This is a genomic window from Spirosoma sp. (assembly GCF_026391055.1).
Classification (GTDB): Bacteria; Bacteroidota; Bacteroidia; order Cytophagales; family Spirosomataceae; genus Spirosoma.
The window spans coordinates 418817-443530 of sequence record NZ_JAPLET010000030.1 but is presented as its reverse complement, the minus strand read 5'-3'; the positions used below and the strand labels follow the sequence as shown (position 1 = coordinate 443530).

Annotated in this window: 17 protein-coding genes; 11 read left to right on the top strand and 6 right to left on the bottom strand. The window is 50.7% G+C overall.

The window, feature by feature from the left end; translation table 11 throughout:
• Positions 1-129: 129 nt before the first annotated feature.
• Together murA and NT073_RS30855 are read right to left on the bottom strand one after the other, a co-directional pair.
• Positions 130-1437, bottom strand: a complete 1308-nt coding sequence (murA, locus tag NT073_RS30860) for a UDP-N-acetylglucosamine 1-carboxyvinyltransferase (protein ID WP_297381858.1) — start codon at positions 1435-1437, stop codon at positions 130-132.
• Positions 1438-1548: 111 nt separating this feature from the next.
• On the bottom strand, positions 1549-2358 hold the full coding sequence (locus NT073_RS30855) for a DUF4290 domain-containing protein (protein WP_297382164.1): 810 nt from the start codon (positions 2356-2358) through the stop codon (positions 1549-1551).
• A 181-nt stretch (positions 2359-2539) separates the two neighbouring features.
• Here NT073_RS30855 and NT073_RS30850 point away from each other — a divergent pair, with 181 nt between their 5' ends.
• The gene (locus NT073_RS30850) at positions 2540-3940 is read left to right on the top strand and encodes an MATE family efflux transporter (RefSeq protein ID WP_297381857.1); all 1401 of its coding nucleotides are present in this window, start codon (positions 2540-2542) and stop codon (positions 3938-3940) included.
• A 3-nt stretch (positions 3941-3943) separates the two neighbouring features.
• On the opposite strand, the gene NT073_RS30845 is transcribed toward NT073_RS30850, so the two are convergent.
• The 3 genes from NT073_RS30845 to NT073_RS30835 form a co-directional block, all read right to left on the bottom strand.
• Positions 3944-4183 carry a hypothetical protein gene (locus NT073_RS30845; protein ID WP_297381855.1) on the bottom strand — a complete coding sequence of 80 codons (240 nt, stop codon included), beginning with the start codon at positions 4181-4183 and terminating at the stop codon, positions 3944-3946.
• A gap of 90 nt (positions 4184-4273) precedes the next feature.
• Positions 4274-6403 carry a carboxy terminal-processing peptidase gene (locus NT073_RS30840; RefSeq protein ID WP_297381853.1) on the bottom strand — a complete coding sequence of 710 codons (2130 nt, stop codon included), beginning with the start codon at positions 6401-6403 and terminating at the stop codon, positions 4274-4276.
• A gap of 96 nt (positions 6404-6499) precedes the next feature.
• Positions 6500-7276 carry an FKBP-type peptidyl-prolyl cis-trans isomerase gene (locus NT073_RS30835; protein ID WP_297381851.1) on the bottom strand — a complete coding sequence of 259 codons (777 nt, stop codon included), beginning with the start codon at positions 7274-7276 and terminating at the stop codon, positions 6500-6502.
• A 373-nt stretch (positions 7277-7649) separates the two neighbouring features.
• Between NT073_RS30835 and atpA the strand changes: the two genes are divergently transcribed.
• From atpA to NT073_RS30785, 10 genes are all read left to right on the top strand, one after another.
• Positions 7650-9224: a F0F1 ATP synthase subunit alpha gene (gene atpA / locus NT073_RS30830; protein WP_297381849.1), complete on the top strand. Its 1575-nt coding sequence runs from the start codon at positions 7650-7652 to the stop codon at positions 9222-9224.
• Between the two features lie 93 nt (positions 9225-9317).
• Positions 9318-10211 carry an ATP synthase F1 subunit gamma gene (atpG, locus tag NT073_RS30825; protein ID WP_297381847.1) on the top strand — a complete coding sequence of 298 codons (894 nt, stop codon included), beginning with the start codon at positions 9318-9320 and terminating at the stop codon, positions 10209-10211.
• Between the two features lie 261 nt (positions 10212-10472).
• Positions 10473-11042, top strand: a complete 570-nt coding sequence (locus NT073_RS30820) for a DUF4136 domain-containing protein (protein ID WP_012930964.1) — start codon at positions 10473-10475, stop codon at positions 11040-11042.
• 99 nt (positions 11043-11141) lie between these two features.
• Positions 11142-11432 carry a hypothetical protein gene (locus NT073_RS30815; protein ID WP_297381845.1) on the top strand — a complete coding sequence of 97 codons (291 nt, stop codon included), beginning with the start codon at positions 11142-11144 and terminating at the stop codon, positions 11430-11432.
• 411 nt (positions 11433-11843) lie between these two features.
• Complete coding sequence (locus NT073_RS30810; RefSeq protein ID WP_297381843.1) at positions 11844-12491, top strand: response regulator transcription factor; 648 nt, start codon at positions 11844-11846, stop codon at positions 12489-12491.
• A gap of 27 nt (positions 12492-12518) precedes the next feature.
• Positions 12519-14297: a sensor histidine kinase gene (locus NT073_RS30805; protein ID WP_297381841.1), complete on the top strand. Its 1779-nt coding sequence runs from the start codon at positions 12519-12521 to the stop codon at positions 14295-14297.
• 85 nt (positions 14298-14382) lie between these two features.
• A complete protein-coding gene (locus NT073_RS30800) occupies positions 14383-17610 on the top strand; it encodes a TonB-dependent receptor (protein ID WP_297381839.1) in 3228 nt (1075 codons plus the stop codon).
• A gap of 157 nt (positions 17611-17767) precedes the next feature.
• Positions 17768-19333 carry a RagB/SusD family nutrient uptake outer membrane protein gene (locus NT073_RS30795; protein ID WP_297381837.1) on the top strand — a complete coding sequence of 522 codons (1566 nt, stop codon included), beginning with the start codon at positions 17768-17770 and terminating at the stop codon, positions 19331-19333.
• A 167-nt stretch (positions 19334-19500) separates the two neighbouring features.
• The gene (locus NT073_RS30790; protein WP_297381835.1) at positions 19501-20595 is read left to right on the top strand and encodes a cell shape determination protein CcmA; all 1095 of its coding nucleotides are present in this window, start codon (positions 19501-19503) and stop codon (positions 20593-20595) included.
• Between the two features lie 235 nt (positions 20596-20830).
• Positions 20831-22477, top strand: coding sequence for a glycosyl hydrolase (locus tag NT073_RS30785; protein ID WP_297381834.1), 1647 nt, complete (start codon positions 20831-20833; stop codon positions 22475-22477).
• Positions 22478-22579: 102 nt separating this feature from the next.
• Here the strand turns inward: NT073_RS30785 and NT073_RS30780 are convergent, their stop codons facing one another.
• A complete protein-coding gene (locus NT073_RS30780) occupies positions 22580-24490 on the bottom strand; it encodes an ATP-binding protein (protein ID WP_297381833.1) in 1911 nt (636 codons plus the stop codon).
• Between the last annotated feature and the right edge of the window lie 224 nt (positions 24491-24714).

The window sequence follows — 24714 nt, the reverse complement described above, 5'->3', positions numbered from 1 at the left end:
GCTGTTAAACTAATCCTAATCTATGCTAAAGACAAAAAAGTGAGGGTAAGGTTTAAGGGTACGTGTACACAAAACGAAAAAGCCCGGTCTGCATCTTGCAGACCGGGCTTAAAAATATCGAATAATTGGTTACAACCTGATGATCTCGGCACCAATGGCATTTAGCCGGGTGTCGATGTTCTGATACCCCCGGTCGATCTGCTCAATGTTATCAATTATGCTAGTACCCTGTGCCGACATGGCCGCAATCAGTAAGGCAACTCCCGCCCGGATATCCGGCGATGACATGCGGATGCCTTTCAGCGGAATCTGGCGGTTCAGACCAACAACCGTAGCGCGGTGTGGGTCGCACAGGATAATCTGGGCACCCATGTCGATGAGCTTATCCACAAAGAACAGCCGACTTTCGAACATTTTCTGGTGAATCAGCAGGGTTCCTTGCGCCTGTACGGCGGTGACGAGAACAATGCTCAGCAGATCGGGGGTGAAGCCAGGCCAGGGAGAATCTGAAACAGTCATCATGCCCCCATCCAGAAAGCTTTCAATCTGATAGCGCTCCTGAGCCGGAATGAAAATATCGTCTCCCCGAAATTCCATTTGGATACCTAACCGCCTGAACTGATCGGGAATAATTCCTAATTCCGGAATCTGGCAGTTTTTAATCGTTATTTCAGACTGTGTCATGGCGGCCAGCCCGATAAACGAGCCAATCTCGATCATGTCGGGCAGCATGGTGTGCTCTGTTCCATGTAGCTCCGATACACCCTCAATGGTGAGCAGGTTAGAGCCAACGCCTGTAATTTTGGCGCCCATAGAGTTGAGCATTTTGCTCAGCTGCTGTAGGTAAGGCTCACAAGCTGCATTATAAATCTGCGTTGTGCCCTCGGCCATAACAGCGGCCATTAACACATTGGCCGTACCGGTTACAGAAGCCTCGTCTAGCAGCATATAAGTACCGCGTAGGTTGCTGGCATCTACTTGGTAGTAGCCGCCATCGTTGGCATCGTAGTTAAACTGAGCACCGAGCTTTTCGAACCCCAAGAAGTGGGTATCCAACCGGCGACGGCCGATTTTGTCGCCACCGGGCCGGGGAATACGTCCTTTTTTAAACCGGGCCAGCATAGGACCCAGCAACATGACCGACCCTCGTAAGGCGGCTGCTTTACGCTTATAGGTGTCTGTTTCGAGGTAGTCGAGATTAACATCGCTGGCCTGAAACCGGTACGAACTTTCGCCAATCTTCGTCACCCATACGCCCAGATCGCCCAGTAGGTCGATGAGTTGATTCACATCCCGAATACCGGGAATGTTGTGAATCGTAATGGGTTCTTTAGTCAGCAATACGGCGCAAAGAATTTGTAGAGCTTCGTTTTTTGCGCCCTGCGGATTTAGTTCGCCTTTTAGTTTACGTCCGCCTGTGATTTGAAAGGATGCCATTTAGGGAATGATGAATGATGAATTATAAATGATGAACGAGTTAGCGGAACAGATGTGAATAAAGAAACAGTCAAAAGTCGCCCTGAACCCGTTATCTTTTATAACTGAAATTTACCGTCTGCGACGGTCGTTGTTTCTGTTTTGGTCGTTACGATTACGGCTGCCGAAGTTCCGTGGGTTTTGTCCGCCATCGCGGTCGTTTCGGTTATTTGGCCGACCCTGCGGATTATCGTTCCGGTTTCGGTTATTGACATTACGCGGGTTTTGCCCGTTCTCATTGTTGCCGTTCCGGTCGTTTCGGTTGTTTGGCCGTCCCTGAGAACTATTGTTACGGTCGTTGCGGAAGTTGTTACCGCCACCATTCCCGATGCGCTGCGGCTGGTCGCCGGTACGTTCGCGGGGGGTCGATTCAACAAGCCCCTGCTCCCGGATGAGCTTAATGTCGTCGTGCAGTTTACCGTTCGAGAGTTCAATCAGGCTTTGATAAATTGTCTCATCTTCAACAGATTCTTTATTCCATGCCTGATAGAAGGTTCGCATCAAACGCGCCAGGTATGAAACAAAAGCCCGCCGTTCTTCGGGTTCTTCCAGAGCAACTGCTTTAGCGATCAGTAAATCGACATTCCGGCCAAAATGTCTGAATTTCAGGTTATGAGTATTGTAAGGAACCCGCTGAGGCTTTTTACCGAGTGCTTCTTCCGATGGAGGTGGGTAGGGGCTATCCACATCCAGCGTAAAATTAGACATGATGTACAGGTCGTCCCACAACTTATTGTAGTAGTCCTGACCATCCTTCATGTTGGGATGGATTTGCCGCATCAACTCAATCAGGATATGTGCATACCGAGTTCGGGTTGAGCGATCGTCAATGTTGACCATGTTGTCAACGAGCTTCTGGATACTACTGCCGTATTCTTTCAAGGGCTTGCCCGATAGGTGATAAAGTAACAAAAGTACGAAGGAATGGGCCAAGGGGCAAGGGGTAATGAGCGTAGGGCCTCGGGGCATGGCGTAGGGAAGCATGGGCAAAAGGGTAAGGGTAGCAAAGTATGGAAAATAAGGAAGTGCTATCTTTGCCGTTAGTTCCCTCCGTCGATACGCTATGCCTATTGCTCAACGTCCGCTGTTGCGTACCTACCGCGCCGAATTTGCCGACACCCTTCGCCTGAGTATACCAATCATTATTGCGCAGCTAGGTGTGGTTTTGATGGGCGTAACAGACAATCTGTTCGTAGGCCGATTGCTGGGAGCAGTGCCGTTAGGTGCTGCCGGTCTGGCCAATTCATTATCTTTCCTGATGTCGAGCATTGGCGTAGGGGGCATGTCGGTGGTGGCCGCGCTGGTCTCCAAAGCTAGCAACCAGAGCGATCCGGCGGGGGTAAATCGGCTTTTTCGGGCCGGGTTACGGGTTGCCGGGCTACTGAGTATTTTGCTGGGCGGTCTGTCGGTACTGTTAGCCTTTAACTTTAGTCTGTTCGGACAAACGGCCGAAGTAACCCGGCTGGCGCGCGACTTTATGCTGATTTTAAGTGCCTCGCTCTTACCGCTATTGATTTTTGTGGCGGCTCGTCAACTGTGCGATGGCCTGCGTTATCCTCGGGTAGCCATGGCCATAACCTTGTCGGCATTAGGGATAAATGCCCTTTTTAACTACATATTTATAAAGGGTGCTGGCCCATTCCCGGCACTGGGACTGATGGGGTCAGCGTTGGCTACGCTACTGTCGCGAACGTTTATGGCGGGGGCAATGCTACTCTATATTTACCGAACGGCACATTTTCGGGCTTACCTGAAACGGGAATTCAAGTTACTGCCGTCAAAAGAAGAAGCCTGGATCATACTGCGGCTGGGTATTCCGGGTGGACTGACATTTTTCTTTGAGGTAGCTACTTTTTCGCTGGCGGTTGTGATTGTTGGCTGGCTGGGAGAAGCTCAACTGGCTGCTCACCAGATTGCCATCAATATGGCGTCGGTAACGTATATGATGGCAACGGGCATTTCGTCGGCGGCTGCGATTCGTGTCAGCGCGGCTGTGGGGCGCAAAAGCCGGGAGGAGGTCTGGCGAGCCGGGGTGGCGGCTTTTCTATTGTCGGTAAGTTTCATGAGCGTTACAGCCCTCGTGTTCCTGACTGCCAACGATTGGCTCGTAACGCTCTACCTTCGGGATAATCCGGCCGTGATGAGCATTGCGGCTTCGCTGGTAATTATGGCTGGGTTCTTTCAGCTTTCCGATGGCGTGCAGGTGGTGGCGCTTGGGGGGCTGCGTGGTCTGTCGGATGTGAACGTGCCTACGCTGATTACGCTGTTTTCCTATTGGGTGGTTGCCCTGCCGTTGAGTTACGTCCTGGCTTTTCCGATGGGTATGGATGCCGTAGGGGTTTGGATTGGGTTACTGGCGGGTTTGTCCATTGTCGCTGTTTTGCTTACCTGGCGCTTTTTCCGACGGGTAAAACGCGTTGATCTGTTTGTTGGGTCTACTGTTTCAGATACGCCGATCGCCTGATAGTTAGCGCATGATATTCAGTATTTCATCGCGCGTTGGCCGTTCAGTAGCTAAGTCGTAACCAATCCCGGCGCGGTCCAGATGGTCCATAAACGCGGTATAGGCATCTTTCTCAATTGAAAAGACGTACCAGTTTTCGTAGGGTTCGTTAAATAACTCGACTTCGGTAAGTGCAGCCCGCTTTTGCAGTGATTGATACTGCACCCGATCGAGTGTGTTTTGCTTAATTAGAAAGTACCACATGCGGTGATTTGCGAATCATTTATTGGTAAACATAAAAAACGCGCAACGGTTCGCTGCGCGTTTCTTATCAATTCAGATATTAATTCAGGCTTATTTGTTCACGGCCAGATGGGTGGCCATAATATAATCTGCCAATACCAGACCTGCTTCGTTCAGATACAGGTCTTTTTTCTTCTTGGGAGTTGCTGCCGTCCCGGTGGCCGCGGGTTCAGCTTCATCTCCTGAAGCCGATATCTGCGATACCTTATTAGCAGCCGTGCGCTTACGTTCTGCTTCATCCCGCTCTTTCCGGCGCTTGGCCTCCTGCAACGAGACAACGGTGTTTTCTTTTGCTTTCTTGAAGTCGGCCAGATCCTGGGCTAGTTGCTTCAGTTCAGGGTCCGACTTCAGGCGCTGATCAAAACGGTCACGAAGGCGGCTCAGGATTTTGTCGTCAATACCACGCGACTGCTCGTATCGGGTCGAGTTGATTTGATCCCAGGGCAGGGCACTTGGCTGTGAACTTTCGCCATACTCTTCAGCCGAGAAAGCCGAAGGCAGTTGAACGTCGGGTGTTACCCCTTTATGCTGTGTGCTGCTGCCATTAATGCGGTAGAACTTCTGGATAGTCATTTTTACCTGACCAACTTTTTCGGGCTCTTTAGGCAGCCATTGGTTCAGGTCGATCATCGTTTGTACCGTGCCTTTACCATAGGTTTGTCCACCCACAATAATACCCCGCTTGTAATCCTGAATAGCAGCCGCGAAAATCTCTGACGCCGACGCACTAAAACGGTTTACCAGAACGGCCATCGGGCCATCGTAGGTAACGGACGGATCGGGATCCGTATACACTTCTGTTTCGCCGGTTGCTTCGCGCACCTGTACAACGGGGCCTTTCGGAATAAACAGGCCGGTCAGGTTAATGGATTCGACTAATGAGCCACCGCCATTGTCGCGAAGGTCAATAACGATACCGTCCACTTTCTCGGCTTTCAGCTCTTCTACAAATTTCTTTACGTCGCTCGTCGTGCTGCTAAAGCCTTCCTCGCGCTTGCGGGCCCCTTCAAAATCACGGTAGAATATGGGGATGTTGATAACGCCAATCTTGAACGGTTTGCCATTGTCCGTCACTTCAATGACTTCTTTCTTGGCGCGTTGTTCTTCCAGCTTTATTTTTTCCCGAACCAGTCGAATTTCCTTTGGTGGAGCGCCCGCCAGCGAGTTTGGCGAGATGACCTGTAACCGAACAATCGTTCCTTTCGGGCCTTTGATGAGCTTCACAACTTCGTCGACTTGCCAGTTCATGGTGTTGACCATCGGGCCATTGTCACCCTGAGCAACACCAGCTATTTTATCGTCCTTGTTAATAAGTTTGCTTTTGAACGCCGGACCACCGGGCAGAACGTCCATGATACGAATGTAGTCGCCATCTTCGCGTAAGATTGCACCGATACCTTCCAGTGACTGGCTCATGTCCTGATTGAACTTATCGGCAGAGCTTGGCGACAGGTAGTTGGTGTGCGGGTCGAGTGCTTCGGCAAATGAGTTCATGTACATCTGGAACACATCCGCGCTTTTCACCCGATTGATAGCTTTATCGAGGTTGTTGTACCGCTGGGTCATCAGGGCGGCTACAGCACTGTCTTTTCGATTACCCAGCTTGAGTTCGAGCGCCTGATTTTTCAGGATTTTGGTCCACAGGTCATTCTGCTCTTCCACCGTTTTGGGCCAGGGCATTTTCTCCCGATCGGTGTTGAAGTTTTCGTCGCTGGTAAAGGTAAACGGCTTTTTGATTTGCGCTTTAACAAACTCACTGCGCTCCTGGTAGCGTTTCCGGTACAGGTTGAACAAATCATAAGCTGCCGTCAGGTCACCGTTGATAAGGGCATCATCAATCTGATAACGGTACTTCTCAAAAGAGGCTACGTCCGACGCCAGGAAATAGGTTTTGTTGCCATCCAGCTCTTTCAGGTAGTTGTCCCAGACCACCGATGAGAGGGAGTCGTTGAGTTTTACCTTGCGGTAATGGTAAGTCGTCAGGAGCTTCGCCACCAGCGTTTCCACTTTCTCCTGCGAGATCGATGGTTTCAGTTCCTCAACGGGTCCCCCGTTTTTATCTTCATTCACAACGCCTGTAGAAATGGTTTGCCCATGTGTTTTGGGGGCACCATTTGAAGGCGAATCCGGCTGAAAACTCAGCATCAGCACGGGCACTAGGGTCACCAGATACTTTTTCATCTATATTACCCAGGTTAATAGCGAAAGAGCGAAAGAGTGAAAGAGCGATATAACAGTCTGGTAATTCGCTCTTTCACTCTTTCATGCTTTCGCTCTTTATTGTTTAACTATATCAAGCAACTCTACGTCGAAGACTAATGTTGAGCCGGGTTTGATATCAGCACCAGCACCACGGTCTCCGTAGGCCAAATCAGACGGAATGTAGAGTTTCCACTTTGAGCCTACTGGCATCAACTGAAGGGCTTCCGTCCAGCCTTTAATAACTTCGGTTACGCCAAATTCAATGGGCTCTCCCCGTTCTACCGAGCTATCGAACACTTTGCCGTCTAACAGGCGGCCGGTGTAATGGACCTTAACCCGGTCTTTAACGGTTGGCTTTGCGCCAGTTCCTTCTTTTTCAACTGAGTACTGTAAGCCGCTAGCGGTAGTAACTACCCCCGCCTTTGCTTTGTTCTCCGTTAAAAAGGCAGCGCCGATCTTTTTGTTTTCGGACGAGGCTTTCATGCCTTCCGCATTCCGGACAGCCATCTGCTTTTGCTGATAGGCGGTCATAACCTGACTGCACTGTTCCAGCGTAAGACGGGTTGGCTGACCGCTGATCGCGTCCTGAAGGCCACGTGTCAACAGAGCGGCATCAAGATCGGTAATTCCTTGCTGTTTCAGGCTCTGTGCCATAAACACCCCAATGCTATAACTAACAGAATCCTGAGTAGAGGTTATGGCCGAACCGGTTGTGGCAGGTCTGGCTGCGGTGGCTGATTTAGCAGGAGCAGCCGGTTTTTTAACGGTTGACTTCTTTACCTGAGCTGTTGCGGAACCAGCAACAAAAACGGCTGACGCAATACCGGCCAGCATCCATTGATTAAACTTCATGCGAAAACGAAACGGGGTGTATATAAACAAAACTTGGTACTATTGAAACGTGAAAGAATAGGATAAAAGTTTAAAGACGGCTCTGTTTGATGAAAAATTGTACGGCACTTCGCTGTTAATAAATCTTAATTCTATATAAGGCCAGACAGATAAAAGTAGTTGAAAAGTTGGCGTATGCCAATTTTCGCGGGGTAAAGTACTGTTATTTTGGATGAACGGTTTCCAAGGTGCCATTAATGGCTGAAACTAGCTGAACGATTTAGCGGAAAAGTCTAACATTCAGCCGTTGTTTCTTTGTTTCATCGCAGTTTTATTAAATTTTAATCGTACCTTTGCGGCCGAAAAATCAACATTAAATTCTCATTATACACATATGGAATCCGTAAGACCCGACGAGATATCAGCCATCCTGCGCCAGCAACTGGCCGGTACGCAAACCGAGGCTGAACTCGAAGAAGTCGGTACGGTGCTGCAAATCGGCGACGGCGTAGCGCGTATCTACGGCCTCTCGAAAGTGCAGGCCGGCGAATTGCTGTCGTTCGACAATGGGCTTCAGGCCATGGCTCTGAACCTTGAAGAAGACAACGTTGGAGCTGTATTGCTCGGCGACTATTCAGAAATCAAAGAAGGGGACACCGTGAAGCGGACCGACCAGATTGCTTACGTGAATGTAGGCGATGGCATTCTGGGCCGCGTGGTAAACACCCTTGGTTTGCCTATTGACGGTTTGGGCCCTATCCAGGGTGAACTGTACCAAATGCCGCTGGAGCGTAAGGCACCGGGCGTTATCTTCCGTCAGCCGGTAACCGAGCCGCTGCAAACCGGTATCAAGGCTATCGACGCCATGATCCCCATTGGCCGGGGCCAGCGTGAATTGATCATTGGTGACCGCCAGACGGGTAAAACCGCCGTGGCTATCGACACCATCATCAACCAGAAAGAATTTTACGACAAAGGTCAGCCTGTATTTTGTATCTACGTTGCCTGCGGTCAGAAAGCCTCTACCGTGAAGCAAGTTGAGCAGACACTGCGCAAAGCCGGTGCTATGGATTACACCGTAGTTGTGGCTGCCAACGCATCTGACCCATCGCCGATGCAGTTCTTCGCGCCGTTTACCGGTGCCGCTATCGGTGAATTCTTCCGCGATACAGGCCGTCCGGCACTGGTTGTTTATGACGATCTGTCGAAACAGGCCGTTGCCTACCGCGAAGTGTCGCTGCTGCTGCGTCGCCCACCAGGACGTGAAGCGTATCCCGGAGACGTGTTCTACCTGCACAGCCGTTTGCTGGAGCGGGCCGCTAAAATCAACCAGAACGACGACATCGCCAGAACGATGAACGACCTGCCACCAAGTCTGAAAGACCGGGTGAAAGGTGGTGGTTCGCTGACGGCGCTTCCAATCATTGAAACCCAGGCGGGTGACGTATCGGCGTATATTCCAACAAACGTAATTTCGATTACAGACGGTCAGATCTTCCTGGAGTCGAACCTGTTTAACTCAGGTATCCGTCCAGCCATTAACGTAGGTATCTCGGTATCGCGGGTGGGTGGTAACGCCCAGATCAAGTCGATGAAGAAAGTAGCCGGTACGCTGAAACTGGATCAGGCCCAGTTCCGCGAGCTAGAAGCCTTCGCCAAGTTCGGTTCTGACCTTGACGCATCGACTAAGCTGACGATCGAACGGGGTCGGCGGAACCAGGAGATGTTGAAGCAGCCTCAGTATTCGCCGGTACCGGTTGAGCAGCAGGTGGCGATCATCTACGCATCGACCAATGGTCTGCTGGACAAAGTGCCGGTTAACAAAGTGAAAGAATTTGAAAGCGAGTTTGGTATGATGTTGAGTGCTCAGCACCCAACCGTTCTGAACGACCTTCGCGCCGGTAAACTGACCGACGAAGCAACGGCAACCCTCAAGAAAGTAGCGGCTGATCTGTCTGCAAATTATTAGTTTTAAGGAGTTAGTAGCCAGGAGTGAGAATTGAGGAGCCATTCGGTACCCATATTCTCTCTCCTCGCTCCCCGCTCCTAACTACTTAAAAAAATGGCCTCACTAAAAGAAGTACGCGCCCGGATTTCGTCGATCAACTCGACCCAACAGATAACCAAAGCCATGAAAATGGTGGCGGCTGCCAAGTTGCGCCGGGCACAGGATAACATTACGCAACTGCGGCCTTACGCTCAGAAATTGAGCCAGATGCTCGGAACCGTTTCTGCCGGTGCAGAGACCGCGTCGGAGAATCCGTACAAGCAGACACGGTCTATCGGTCGCGTTCTGTTGATTGTGGTCACCTCCGATCGGGGGCTGTGCGGTGCCTTCAACACAAACGTGGTGAAAGCGGCTCTGACGCTGATTGATGAGAAATATTCGGCTCAGGCTCGTTCCGGCAACGTTGAGATTATGGCCATTGGTAAGAAAGGTGCTGAAGCTTTTCAGCGTCGGGGCTTTAAGGTCAACACTTCGCACGTTGATGCGTTCGGTTCGCTGAGTTTTGCCACCGTACGTACGGCCGCCGAAGAAGCCATGGAAGGCTTTGCCAACGGTCGCTACGACATTGTTGAGGTAATCTACAATGAGTTCAAAAATGCGGCCATGCAGATTGTTCGGACTGAGCAGATGCTTCCTATAGTTTCGGCCGACAAGCCGGGTTCGGGCGTTGCAGCGGCTTCTGTCAACTACATCTTTGAACCATCGGAGGTAGAGATCATTACTGAACTGATCCCGAAAACAATTAAAATTCAGCTGTACAAAGCGGTGCTGGATTCGAATGCATCAGAACATGGTGCCCGGATGACCGCTATGGATAAAGCAACTGAAAATGCTGGTGAACTGCTCAAAGAACTGCGTCTGGTTTACAACCGGACTCGTCAGGCGGCCATTACGACCGAGATTCTCGAAATCGTGGGTGGTGCCGAAGCACTGGCAAGCGCTTCTTAATTCCAACGATTTATTGTATAACAGAAAAGCCGCTACTCAACAGGGTAGTGGCTTTTCTGTTATACGATTAAGAGTCTGTTAAAAAAGCTTAATGATAAAGATGGCTTTGATAATCAACTGTTTATGATGCGTAGCACGCCTTTCAAATCACTGGCTTTCCTGAACGAATACGACCTGGATTTAGTTATTTAGTTGTGATATACGAACGGCTATTTTTAAGCGTTTATTTATCGGTTCGATACCAACTAACGATTCAACAAAATGAAACTTACCCACATAATCACCAGTTTGTTCGTCGCCGGTACGCTGGCGTCCTGCGCTCCGGCCATTACGGTCAAGTACGATTACGACCCGAAGGTGAACGTTCGGCAGTTTGCCACCTATCGCATTGAAGCAGACCGTCAGCGGAATGCCGACCCTATCGTAGGCAGTAACCTCAACCAGCGTCGTATTGCTGATGCCCTCGATCAATCGCTCAAGGCACGTGGCTACAAGCCTGTAACGCAGGGCGAAGCCGATCTGGTTGTCCGGTTCTTTATGGACTCTAAAGACAAGCAGCAGATTCAATCTAACAACATGTATTCGCCTTATTCGTGGTGGTACGGTGGTATGGGAAACAACGTATACTCCCGTCAGTACGAAGAAAACAGGGTAGTTGTTAACGTATCGGATGCCCGCACCAACGACATCATCTGGCAGGGCTGGGCTACCGGTCAGCTGAACACCCGCAACAAGGAACGTGATCGTGATCAGGCTTTCCGCGAAACGGTCACTAGCATTATGAAAAACTTTCCCGAAAGCGCTGGACAGGATTACGGTGCTGCCCGATAATTGGTAAAGTATAGAAAATAGTAAGCCTGTCAGCCCAACGGTTGGCAGGCTTTTTTATGGCCGGGTAAATTTGCTTAATTTGTCACTTTGTTATACCCTATGCCAGCTGTAAACCGAAGAGCAACCTATTCGCTCACAGCAGCCGTACTTCTGTTACTGCTGGGGATGGTGGCCCTGTTTAGTGTAGCCAAACGTCGGAACCAGCGCTTAGCAGATTCTGCCATTGATCTTCAACGAAATACTAGCCAGCAGGAAAAAATTATAAAGGAACTTCAGCAGCGACTCGACGACTGTGCACCGATGGTACTACCTACTGATTCAAGCTGGAGAAACGCCAGTCAAATTGATTCTGCCAGCGTTATTAGTCAGACTATATCTTCAAGAAAATAAGCCGTCAGCCCGGTGCCCGCTGAGAGTTACCAAACGTAGGTCTGGCGTACGAGGCAGCTGATTCACCAATACCCCAACAGCTTCACAAAAGGCAATTACTGGTTTCATTTCCACTCGCTGGACCCAAAAATTTTACCCACATTAGCAGTGTATCTCTATAGGGTTTTCCCTAAATTTATAGTTCGTTGGGTTTTCACTATTCTATACATCGTGTAGTTAGTCCTACTTTTGCTAAACAAAATTCTATTTAGCTGTATCGTACAAGTTAATAGTAAGCGAGTCAAATTTTAGAAGCTCGTTTTTGTAAGCTGGCAAGAAAAAGATAGGTAATAAGAAGGGTTGATATCGTGCGGATTAACAGATTGTCTGCCTCTGTAGCTTATTTTTAACGTATACGAACTAATACATTACATGATACGGGTACTGATTGCGGATGACCATAATGTCTTTGTCGAGGGTATCGCATCGCTCATTTCTGGCTCATCGGATATTCAGGTGACCGAGCGCTGTTATACGGTGCCATCGGTGATTGAGCGGTTGAGTGAAGAAGCGGTGGATGTCGTATTGCTGGACATATCGTTTCCACAAATTGAAGATGGTCTTAACCTTTGCGAGCACATTACCCGAAGCTATCCAAAGACTAAAGTGGTTGCCTTAACCATGCACGATGATGCCAGTCTGATTAAACGGGTTGTGAAGAAAGGAGCGAAAGGATATTTACTTAAGAATACAACCAAAACAGAGCTATTGCAGGCTATTCAGACGGTTTATCATGAGAAGCAGTATTTCAATGAAACCATCATGCACATACTGCTGAATGATAGCCCTAAAACGAAAAAACCGGCAGCAGGTGTAGGTATTAAACCAAACCTGACACCCCGCGAAACGGAAGTGCTGACACTGATGTCGCAGGGGCTGACAACCCAGCAGATGGCTGCGCAACTTTTTGTTAGTGCTAAAGCCGTTGAATTTCATCGTAGCAGTTTACTGATGAAATTCGGCGTACCTAACACGGCGCTGCTGATTAAGACGGCCATGGAAATGCAGTACATTGATTGAGCCATAACGGTTGTATTCGGTAAATAGATGTCGTCCAATTCCGGGTTTTTCCTGCATCAAAAAAGATGGATACTGGTCATCCTGCTCCTTGGAGTGAGTGGCAGGTCTCGGCAGGGATGGGCGTTGTCGGCTTCGTCGTCAATCGACAGTCTGAAAAGGCAAATCAGTGTGTTGGCGAAGGACCGGAAGTATGGCGAGGTGGCCCGGTCGTATGATAATCTGGGGTGGCAGTATCACCAGCAGTATGGCTACAACAAGTATACGATGGATGCCTTTTTCAACAGCCTGAAGTACTACAGCCTGTTGGGCGATTCGCTGGGGTATTACAATGAGCACATTGTTATTGGCGATTATTACACGCATGACGAGTTCATGCAGCCCTACGCCGAGAAGTACCTGAAAAAAGCGCGTCAGTATTTCGAACGGACGCACAACATTCCGAAGGTGATCGAATGCCGGCTGGGGCTAGCCGATATTGACCAGAAGAAGGAACCGATACCCGGTGGATTACTAGCAGCATTGCGCGAAACCGAACAGATGAGCGAACAGCACAAACTGGCCTATTCGCAGGCGTATGCGCTGAATTTGCTGGCCAGTACCTATTCCCGGATCAAGCAGCCGGATTCGGCGCAGTATTTTGCTAGTCGGAGTTTGGTGATAGCACAGCGGCTGAAAATCAACTGGCTGATAGCGCTGAATCATTTCTACCTGGGCATAGTCAACCAGTTCAGAAACCAGTCGAAAGAGGCTATCGTAGAATATCGGAAGAGTTATCAACTGGCTGAGAACGAGAATAATGTGACTATGCTGAGGGAGTTGTCCAAACACATGGCGGATAGTTACTCGCGGATGGGCGATCACAAAAATGCGTACGAGGCTTCGTTGAAGGCGCTGGATTTTACAACACAGTTTTACACGTCGGAACAGACTAAAAGTATTCGGTTACAGGAGTTAGATAGTCAAATTAAAACGCTGGCTGTAGAGAAACAGCTGGTTGAAGAACAAAGTCACAGCCAGCGCGTGCTGAACTCAATGTTAGGTATTGGACTGATTATTAGTGTTTTGGGCGTGGGTGCACTGGTGTTTCTGCGTCGCCAGCAAAAGCTGATCGCGCATCAGGAGACCGTTATTGCTCAGCAGCAAATTCGGCAGTTAGAGCTTAAATCGCTGCGGGCCATGATCGAAGGGCAGGAGGGCGAACGCAGCCGCATTGCCCGCGACCTGCACGATGGGCTGGGTATCCAACTGTCGAGAATCAAGCTGTTTGTCGAAGCACACCAGGAACAGTTACCCTTATCCGTAAAAGAACCATTAAACCAGTTTTTAGATGAAGCCTGTACCGAAACTCGACTGATATCCAATAATTTACGCCCATATGCCTTATCAACATTCGGCTTAATTCCGGCTTTGGAAGATTTGGTGCAAAAGTTAAATCTGGTCAATCAAACCCGGCTGATTCTGGAACACTATGGCGAAGTACCGGCCCTGGATGATGAATCCTCCGTCATGCTCTATCGGGTGGTGCAGGAACTATTGAACAATGCCCTAAAACACGCCAATGCGCATACCATTACCGTTCAGCTAATGGCCAGCGACGAAACAACCCTGATCAGTGTCGATGATGATGGGAAAGGGGGCGATTTTGAGAACATGCCGGTCCGGGGAAACGGCATTGCCAATATTAATTCACGGATTGCCTACCTCGGCGGGCAGGTCATGTGGCAGAGCGAAGAAGGTAAAGGAACGTCCGTTATGATCTCGCTGCCCGTAAAGAAGGAATCACCCGTAATCACTTCAGCTGCGTAATTTTCAGGAAAGGCCACCCTGTCAGATACGCTAAAATTTAATTTTCCTACTTGCTCTATATTGTTGCTTTTCAATTAATTATCTTATGATTAAACATATGCTTTCAGGCGCGTTTGTCCTGAGTAGCTGGCTTACTGTCCACGCTCAGGATCGAACCGCACCCAGATTAGCCCAGTTGGACAATCCGGCTGTTCTGGCCACAAACAGGGGTGCGAAAACGCGCATCGACATCCAGTCGGATGTGAAAGTCCTGATAAAAGGGACGGTATCCGACGAAAAAGGAAATACATTGCCCGGTGCTACAGTATCGGTGAAGGGCACGCAGTTGGGAACGACGACGGACGTAAACGGAGCCTTCTCGATCAATATGCCCGCCGGTGCTAAAGTGCTGGTGATCTCGTTTATCGGGATGAAAACGCAGGAGGTTGAGGTTGGTAGCCGCACAACGCTCAACATCACCCTCCAAACCGGCGATCAGTCGCTGGACGAAGTGGTCGTTATCGGATACGGTACGGCTAAACGGTCGGATGTTACCTCATCCATCACAACAGTAAAAGCCGCCGATCTGAAAGACATTCCGGCAGCCGGTATTGACCAGCTTTTGCAGGGTAAAGCGGCCGGTGTAACGGTAACCAGCAACGGCGGTCAGCCGGGCGGTGGTGTATCGGTGAAAGTGCGCGGGGTGACGTCCATCAACAGCAATGACCCACTGTTCGTGATCGACGGTGTGCCTTTCGTGGGTGGTAACACATCAAACAGCACGGGCTATGCCGGTCTGGGTGGTGGCGATGGCCAAACCGGAAACAGCGTGATGGCCATGCTGAACCCCAACGATATTGAGTCGATCGACGTATTGAAAGATGCCTCAGCGCAGGCTATCTATGGTTCGCAGGCGGCTAACGGCGTTATTATGGTGACGACCAAGAAAGGCAAGCAGGGCGAAGGCAAGATCAACTACGAAATGTACACCGGCGTTTCGGAAGTGGCTCGTCGGCTGAACCTGATGAAGCTGCCCGATTTTGCTCGTTATCAAAACGAAGTGCTGCCGATCATTGGTAACCCAGTTGCCGACGAGTTCAAAAATCCCGATCTGCTCGGGCCCGGCACCGACTGGCAGGAAGCGATGTTCCAGCAGGGTAAAATTAACAACCACCAGCTGAGCTTCTCGGGTGGACGGGACAAGACGACCTACTACCTGTCGCTGAATTACTTCGACAACAAAGGGATTCTGCTTGGTTCGGACTTCAAACGGTATTCGTCGCGATTTAGCCTCGATACACAGTTGAAGAGCTGGGTTAAAGTGGGTCTGAGCGCCAACGTATCGCGCAGTATCCAGAACGTATCGCTGGCCGATGCTGCCGAAGGTACCATCTGGTGGGGAGCATCGACCAGCCCGCTGATTCCCGTTAAAAATCTCGACGGTTCGTGGGGTGGCGGTCAAACCGTCGGTGGGGTGCAATACAACAACGCCAACCTGGTCGGTAACAGCCAGTTCCGGGGCAATACTAAGACCTCAAACAACGTGTTCGGTAGCCTCTATGCTGAATTTCAGCTGCTGAAAGGGCTGTCGTTGCGTAACGAACTGTCGTACTCGCTGGGACAGGATAACAACATTGCGTTCCAGAAAGCCGGTAACGTGGGTGGTACGTCGTTCCGTAGCAAACTGATCGACTCCCGGTCCGACAGCTATTACTACTCGATCACCAACTACCTGAACTACAACCTGTATTTCAAGAAGCACGGCATTCAGGCTACGCTGGGTCACCAGGCGCAGAACTCGTACTACCAGTCGATTTCGGGTACGAAAGTGGATTTGCAGGCCAACATCTTTGACCTGAACACGGGTAGCTCCGACCAGACAACCTGGGGTCTGAGCGGTGGTAAAGGGCAGTGGGCTATGGACTCGTACTTCGCCCGGGCTAACTATACCTACGATGACCGCTACTCGGTTTCGGCTAGTTTCCGCGCCGATGGTTCGTCGAACTTCGGTCCTAACAACCGCTGGGGGTATTTCCCCGGTGTGTCGGCGGGCTGGACAATCTCGAACGAGAAGTTCATGAAAGGCGATATTTCGAAAGTGCTGACCTATGCCAAAGCCCGTATCGGCTACGGTATTGTGGGTAATCAGAACTTTCCCGGTGGCGCACCGAACCCGGCCTACGTGGGTGCAGTTCAGTTCTTCTCCGGTCCGGTGGGCTTCGGCTCGTCGAACATGATCAACGGTATTCCGAACCCGAACCTGAAATGGGAATCCGTGAAGACGGCCAACGCCGGTGTTGACCTCGGCTTCTTTAACGGCCGCATCGACGCGACCATTGATGTGTATAAGAAAGTAACGTCCGATATGATCATCTTCCTGACCGGCCCTAACCTGATCGGGGTAGGCGACCAGTGGGACGACCTGAAAGCACCGCTGGGCAATGCCGGTCAGATGACCAACACGGGTGTCGACATTGGCCTGACTACGACCAACATCAAGAAAGGTAACTTCAGCTGGAAGAGCAACGTCGTTTTCACGCAGTTTACCAACCGGTACGACCGGGCTGCCAGTGCTGCATCGGCGCTCGATGGTAAGGTATACTACAACAACTACCTGATTACGCACACCACGCCGGGCACGCCTGTTGGCTCATTTTGGGGATTAGTAACGGACGGTTTGTTCCGTACGCAGGCCGATCTGGATGCCAGCCTGCCGCAGTTCGGCTACAAAGTGAATCAGACCGAAACCTGGCTGGGCGACATCCGGTACAAAGACATCAACGGCGACAAGAAGATCGACGCGCAGGACCTGACCTTCATTGGCAGCCCGCTGCCGAAGTTCACCTGGGGCTTTACCAATACGCTGAACTACGGGGATTTCGATTTCACGTTATTCTTTCAGGGAAGCCAGGGCGCCAAAGCCTACAACTTCCTGCGCTGGCAGTTGGAAGGGCTGAACAATGCCTACACCAACCAACTTAACACGGTAACGGATCGGTTTACCGAATCCAACCCGAACGGAAGTCTGCCGCGCTTCACGAACACCAACAAGAATAACACGGCTATGTCGGACCGGTATGTGGAGGACGCATCGTATGCCCGTATCCAGAACATAACGCTGGGTTACCGGCTTCCCCGCACGCTGCTGAGCAAAGTGAAGATTACTAATCTGCGGGTGTACGGGTCAATCCAGAACCTCAAAACGTTCACCAACTACTCGGGCTATGACCCTGAAATCGGGGCCTTCAACAACAGCATCAAACTCATGAACGTGGACACGGGCCACTACCCGAACCCACGGACGTTCACCGTAGGCGCTAATCTGCAATTCTAATACTCAATGATTGAATGAAGGAATGATTGAATGGGGAGGTGGGCTTGTGCACCGTTGCTTAGACAGAGTCGGAAGGTTTACCTAGTTTCTTTTCGTTGAAAGTTTAGCCTCATTCATTCACTCATTCACTCACTCAATCATTCAAAATTAAACAGATATGAAAATCAAGCCATTATATGCCCTTGTTCTGACGGCGATGTTGTCTTCGTGTTCGAAAGACTTCATTGATCGGCCATCCCTGTCGGGCACCACAACGGGTAACTATTACAACAACGCCGACGAAGTACGGGCGGCCACGAGTACGCTCTACAGCGGTCTGCCCTGGCGCAACTACGAAAGCCGGGCGCAGGACGCCATCGGCGATGTTATGTCGGGGAACATGTTCACCTATACCGACGTCGAGTACCTGAACTTCACCGTGTCGTCGGCTTCCGAGCGGATTGGCGCGTCGTGGGGTGCGTTCTATAAGATCATCGGCTACGCCAACGTGATGATCAAAACCTTTGAAGAGAAGAAATCTGCCGGTGGTGGAGCCGCTTATTTGGACCCCGCCATTGCCGAGTGTCATTTTATTCGCGGTATGCTGTATTTCTACATTGGTCGTACGTGGGGAGCCGCGCCGATCATTACCGATCCGGGTGCTACGGCCCTGTCGGGTAACTTCAATATTCCCCGCTATATCCAGAAAGACGTACTGCGGTTTGCCCTTGAAGAGTTACAACTGGCCGAAACCGGTTTGCCGGAGTCGGACGTGCCGGGCCGGGTAACGAAGTATGCCGCAAAGGCGATGATGGCAAAACTGTATCTCTACAACAAAGATTACGCCAACGCCAAAACGAAAGCTGAAGAGGTGATCAACTCGGGCAAATACAGCCTGGTGGCCGATTACACTGGCATGTTCACCAAAATGAGCATGAACAACAACGCGGAGTCGATCTTCTCGATCCAGCACCAGTTGGCGCAGGACCCCTGGGGAACGGGCAACATCAAAAACCCAGACCGAGGAGCCGGTGCCCTGCGGACGTCCGAAGCCGATGCCTGGGAAATGTACGTGCCATCGCTGGATTTGCTAAAAGAGTATGAATTTGGCGATCTGCGTCGTACATGGTCGGTGATGGAACAGGGCTGGACCAATCCGAACTGGAAGCCGCAGCGCGTTAATGCCCCCAAGTACAATGCGTTTATGGCTAATGGATTCAAGTACGACACCCTTCAGCCTACTGCCGATGGCGGAAGCCTGAGTCCAACCCGCGCGAACATAGTTAAATATTTTGCCGGTCCGGGTAAAAGCTTCGGTGGCGATGCCGTACTGGGTCAGAACTCGGGCAATAACGTGGTGCTGCTCCGCTATGCCGACGTGCTGCTCATTTATGCCGAGGCCGTGCTGGCTGGTGGCGCATCGACCAGCGATACCAAAGCCCTTGACGCGATGAACAAGGTGCGAAGCCGGGCGGGTCTGTCGCCGAAAACAGCGATTACGCAGGACGATATACTGCACGAACGCCGGGTTGAATTTGCCTTCGAAGGCGATTACTGGTACGACATTCAACGCCAGGGCTACGCCAAAGCGAAAGCCATCATTGAAAAGCAGAACCGGGGAACAGTAACCGGGGCAACCTACATTACCAACTTCACAGAGGAAAAAATGTATCTGCCCATTCCATCCGGCGAAATCGTTCAGGACCCCGAGTTAGGTAAAGACCCCGTTCCGTATTACAAATAAGCCTTGTCTGCGAGCAAGTCGCATCAGCGATGAAATGTAACTCGATCACAACTAATTAACTGGTTTCAGTATCAGGTTCCGGGTAGTACAGGTAAGCAATTTTAGGTCAGAAGACACAATAGCAACTAACCTGAACAGGTACACTTTAACCGTAAAACATAGTTAACATGAACTTCACTAGAGTTAATAAAATCGTGGGTATGGTATTAGTGGCGGGGCTGACCAGCTTCGTGATGACCTCCTGCGAAAAAGATACGGACGGAAGTCCACAAATTGCCCCCGGAAACCCCGTAGCAAAGGCGTTTACGCCTGATTCCGCAGCGGGTGGTTCTACGGTTACACTGACTGGTTCCGGCCTCGGCGACATTCGGACAATTGTCTTTGAAAAAAATAGCGTACCGGCTGGTTTCCAGCCAACGCTCAACACCGATAACGCCCTTATTTTCCGCGTTCCTACCGAGGCTTTGGGTGGTAAACAGAAGGTGACCTTCACCAACAGTGCTGGACAGTCGGTTTCGGTGGACTTTAAAGTGCTGGCCTACGCCACAGTCGCCGACGTATCGAACTACGATTTCGCCAAAGGTTCCGAGATCACGCTGACTGGCAACAATCTGGACGATGTATCGTCGGTGGCTTTTGCTGACTCTGTAAAAGGTATTTCGGATGCGGCCACCATCGTGTCGAAATCGCAAAAACAACTGGTAGTTAAAATGCCAGCCTCCGCACTCACACGCGGCACCCTGACAATTGTTAACGGCACAGGCCGTATGCGTACCAAGCAAGAATTCGTGAACATGGACATGGCGTACAAGGTCTTTGCGGATGCTTATGGTACCGGCTTCCAGGATGGGTCCTGGGGCGATGCCGGGGCGGTGTCTGCGAAAGAGTTTAAGACCGGAACTGCTTCGGTAAGCAAGACTTTCCAGAAAGGGAACTGGCATTTGATCGGTTTCGCCAACTGGTCGGGTTCGGCGCTGGCCTATTCGGCTGATTACACTTACGTTACGGGCTGGATCAAAGGCGCATCGGCCGACTACTCACTCTACCTGACCACCGACGCCAGCAAAGCCGGTTTTGGCGGGTTCGACGAGAAAAATAAGATCAATGTGAAAGCGGGCGTCTGGAATTACTTTAAGCTCAAACTGTCGGACATCGACTTCTGGGCACCCGGCAAAACGCTGACCCAGGTTGGCTTCCGCATTCAAGGACCCGACAAGCAAGACGAGACATTCTACTTCGACGATCTTCTGCTTGTGAAGTAATTGATGATAAATTTTGAGTGAGCTACCCCACCCCCGGCCCTTCCCTTTTTTAGGGGAGGGGCTGGGACGGTCGGCCACTGCTGTGGGGTAATTTGCTTTACGACTATTCCTATACCCTTTCCTTTTCATGATTCCGGCTTTACTCAATTTGTTAAACCGGGCGATACGTCGTCCAAAGGGAGCAATCCCTTTTTTTTTGCCCATATGGCTGATTTCTGGTTTTTTTGTTAACGCTTTGTCAGCTCCCGGTCCCATAAAAGTTGAGGCTGAACTGGGTGAGTTGACCGGTGTTCAGGTAGCTTCGACTAATCCGGGTTTTTCTGGAACGGGTTATGTAACGGGGCTGGATAATGCAACCGATAAGGTCGTTCTGACGGTCAGTGCACCCGCCGGATTGTACGAACTGGCTATTGGCTATGCTTCTCCCTACGGGGATAAAGGAATTGACTTCCAGGTCAACGACGAGCGGGGGAGCGGTACGCTGAAACAAACGTCTGCCGGGTTTACCACCGCCGGGTTGGGCAAGTTTCTGCTAAATGAAGGTACGAATACCATTACCATATACCGGGGCTGGGGCTATTTTGATATCGATTACCTTTTACTAACATCAACAGCGGCAGTACTGCCCGTCAAACCGTCTAAAACGCTTGTCGATGCTCAGGCTACGTTATCGACAAAGGGCCTGTTCTCGTATCTGGTCGATCAGTATGGTAGTAAAGTGATTTCCGGTCAGCAGGACGATGTCGAGTATATTCTGGAAAAGACGGGCAAAGAACCGGCCATCGGCTCGTTCGATCTGATCGAGTACTCACCAAGCCGGGTTCAGTTTGGGTCGAAGCCCCAGCGGAACAGCGAGGACATTATAAAATGGGCGAAAAAAGGCGACGGGCGGGGTATCATTAGCCTGATGTGGCACTGGAACGCGCCCACCGATCTCATCAATCAGGCACCCGATAAACTCTGGTGGCGCGGTTTTTATACCGACGCTACCACATTCGACATTGCCGCTGTGCTGGCCGATAAACAAGGCGAACGCTACCAGCTCATCCTGCACGACATTGACGCTATTGCCCTTCAACTAAAGAAATTCCAGGCGGCCGATGTGCCCGTCCTCTGGCGACCGCTGCACGAAGCCTCCGGCGGTTGGTTTTGGTGGGGTGCCAAGGGTGCCGGGCCACTGAAGGAACTCTGGCGTATTCTGTACGACCGCCTGACCAACTACCACCAACTCCACAACCTGATCTGGGTATATACCGCCACCGATACGTTCAAGGCCGACTGGTATCCGGGCGATCAATATGTTGACATCGTCGGGATGGATATCTATACCGACCCGACGGCCAACATGAGCGGCAACTGGAGTAGTGCGCAATCGCAACTGAACGGGAAGAAACTCGTGACCTTATCCGAAACCGGTAATCTGCCTAACCCGGATAAAATTCGGGGGTTTGGTACGTGGTGGTCGTGGTTTGCGGTCTGGACCGGAACGGATTATATCAAAAAACAACCCCTCGATTTGCTTAAAGTGGTCTTCACCGACAAGGATGTGATTACGCGTGATGAACTGCCCGACTGGCGGCCACCCCTAACGCTGGCAATTGAAGAGCCTGCTGCTGGTAAAGGCAACACGCCTTTGGTGGTTACTTTGCTGGGAAACCCCGCCCTGGGTGACAAGGCTGATATTAGCGTGAGGAGCGCCGGAGGAGGGCGATTGAAAGTTATCGTGACCGACGCTAAAGGAAACCAGTTGCTCACGAAAGAGATTGAGCGGGCTACCGATGTTGAAGCGTACTCATTACCACTGGGTAAAGCTACGGGCGTTTACTTTATCCGGGTCAGTACCCAAAACGAGAGTCAGACGCTAAAAGTGGTGAAGCCGTAAAAGGAAATTGTTAAAAATCTTTTAGTATAAAACCTGATTTACCTGCGTTTGCCTGATAAATTTGGTTAATGCGGTATTCCTGTAGTAGTTCGTAAAGTCAGGCTAACTGGCCTCAACTGGAAGAAAGAGCGTAAACACAGCCCCTTCATCCTCGCTTGAGTGGGCTGTTACGCCCCCCTGATGATTTTCCATTACCTTGCGCACAATGGCCAGGCCGATCCCCGTGCCCCCATATACACTACTTTTACTGTGGAGCCGTTCAAAGGCACCGAAGATTTGCTGCCGATACTCATCTCCGAAACCAATGCCATTGTCAGTTACCGTAATCTGCCAGTAAGAGCCAGGAGCCAGCCCAGTCTCTTCCGCAAGTTTGTTGTCCCTCAGTGGCTGGGCTCGTAGTATGACTTTGGGTAAGCGGCCCGGTTTAGTAAACTTCAGCGCATTGCTCAGTAGATTCTGGAATACCTGTCGTAGCTGAAGTGCATCTCCAGGTATCGTCGGTAAGTCACCCAGTTCCAGAACGGCCTCTTTCTCTTGAATGGCCACTTCCAGGTCATTTATCACTTCGGCAACTACGCGGTTTAGATCGACAGGCTGAAAAGTAGTATGCTGTTCCTGCGACAAACGCGAATACGCCAGTAGAGATCGGATGAGTGTTTGCATTCGGTCGGCCGCCGACTGCATCCGGGTCAGCAAACCTACGCCATCACCCAGCTTGGGGGCGTACTGGTCCAGAAGGATATCGCCGAATGACTTGATTTTGCGGAGCGGCTCCTGTAGGTCGTGGCTGGCTACGGCGGCAAACTGGTCAAGGCTGGCGTTACGTTGTTGAAGCTGTTGGTTGAGTTGCTCAACCTGAAGCTGGGCCTGCTTCAACAACGTAATATCAAGGGAAGACGTCAGTAGCCCGTCCTGGCCAAAGCGGACGGCGTTCGCCAAAAACCAGCGTCCCTGTCGATAGCGTTCAAACGTTACCGGCAGGCCGGTTTCAACCACTGCGACGTATTGGTTAAACACCTCGCTATTGACAAGGTCAGGACTTACTTCCAGCAAGGTTCTGACATGCAGTTCCTCAGCCGTTAGGTTGACCACCTCCAGGGCGGCCTGATTGGCCATCGTAAACCGAAAATCCACGATTCGGTTCATCGGGTCGCGGACGGCCTGATAAGTAGCGACCGTATTCAGGGTCGCATTCAGCACACTTTGCAGTAGGTCGGCCTGCTGTCGCATCACCACTTCGGTTTGCTTATAATCAGTCACGTTCATAAACGTGAGCACAATTTTATCCGGGGCGTACCGGACAGCCGAGGCCTCAAACCAGCCCTGATAGCCATTGACGTCAGTGTAATGTAGCGTTGCCTGTTGTAACTCCCCGGTGTCGGCGGCTTTGGCATAAAGCGCAAAAAAGCCGCTTTCTACATTACCCGGATACACGCTTAACAGCGTACGGCCTTCCAGTTCGGCGGGTGTCTTCCCTAAGCTACGTTCAACAGCCTGGTTGGCCTTATCCATCCAGAAGTCAGTAATCTGTCCTTGTGCATTGCGAATAGCGGTCATAGCCAGAATGCTGCCTATAGATCCATCCAGAGTAGCCTGAAGCTGTCGGGCCTGCTCTTGGACAAGTTGCTGCTCTCGGTATCTGGCAGTACTGTCTATGAAATTTACTACCAGGCCATCCCCGAACGGACTCAGTGATAAATCGTACCAGAAGGAGCCGGTTGAGTTGGAGGAATATTCCTCTCCTCGAAATACCTGACGCGTTTCGACTACCTCTATGAACCGTTCCAACAGGGATGATTGAGCCCATTCCGGATAGAGGGTCAACAGGCTCTGGCTTCGTAACTGATTGCCGGTATACCCGCTTCGTTCTCTAAAGGTGGGGTTTGCCAGTACAATCTGGAAATCGATAATTTGCCCGGACTCGGGGTGTCGTATCGCGTTAGCCGCATATATGTTTGTAAGCGAATTGGCTAACACAGCCTCGAGTAATTCAGGTGAATCATTCGCATCCATGTAGGTAGGTGCTAATTTCTGGTTTGCTGAAAAAAGTCTAAAACTACAATAACCTATGCACAAATAGATGTAAATAGTTATATGTTTACTTTATGTTAAATCAGTGAAGAAACAGGAGGGGGTATCCGGGCTGAATTTGATCAGTAGCTTCCCGAAGCTTGGAGCCCGGCTTAATGTGATGCCGAACGCCAATGGTCAGGTATATCAGGAGGAATGGTTGAAAA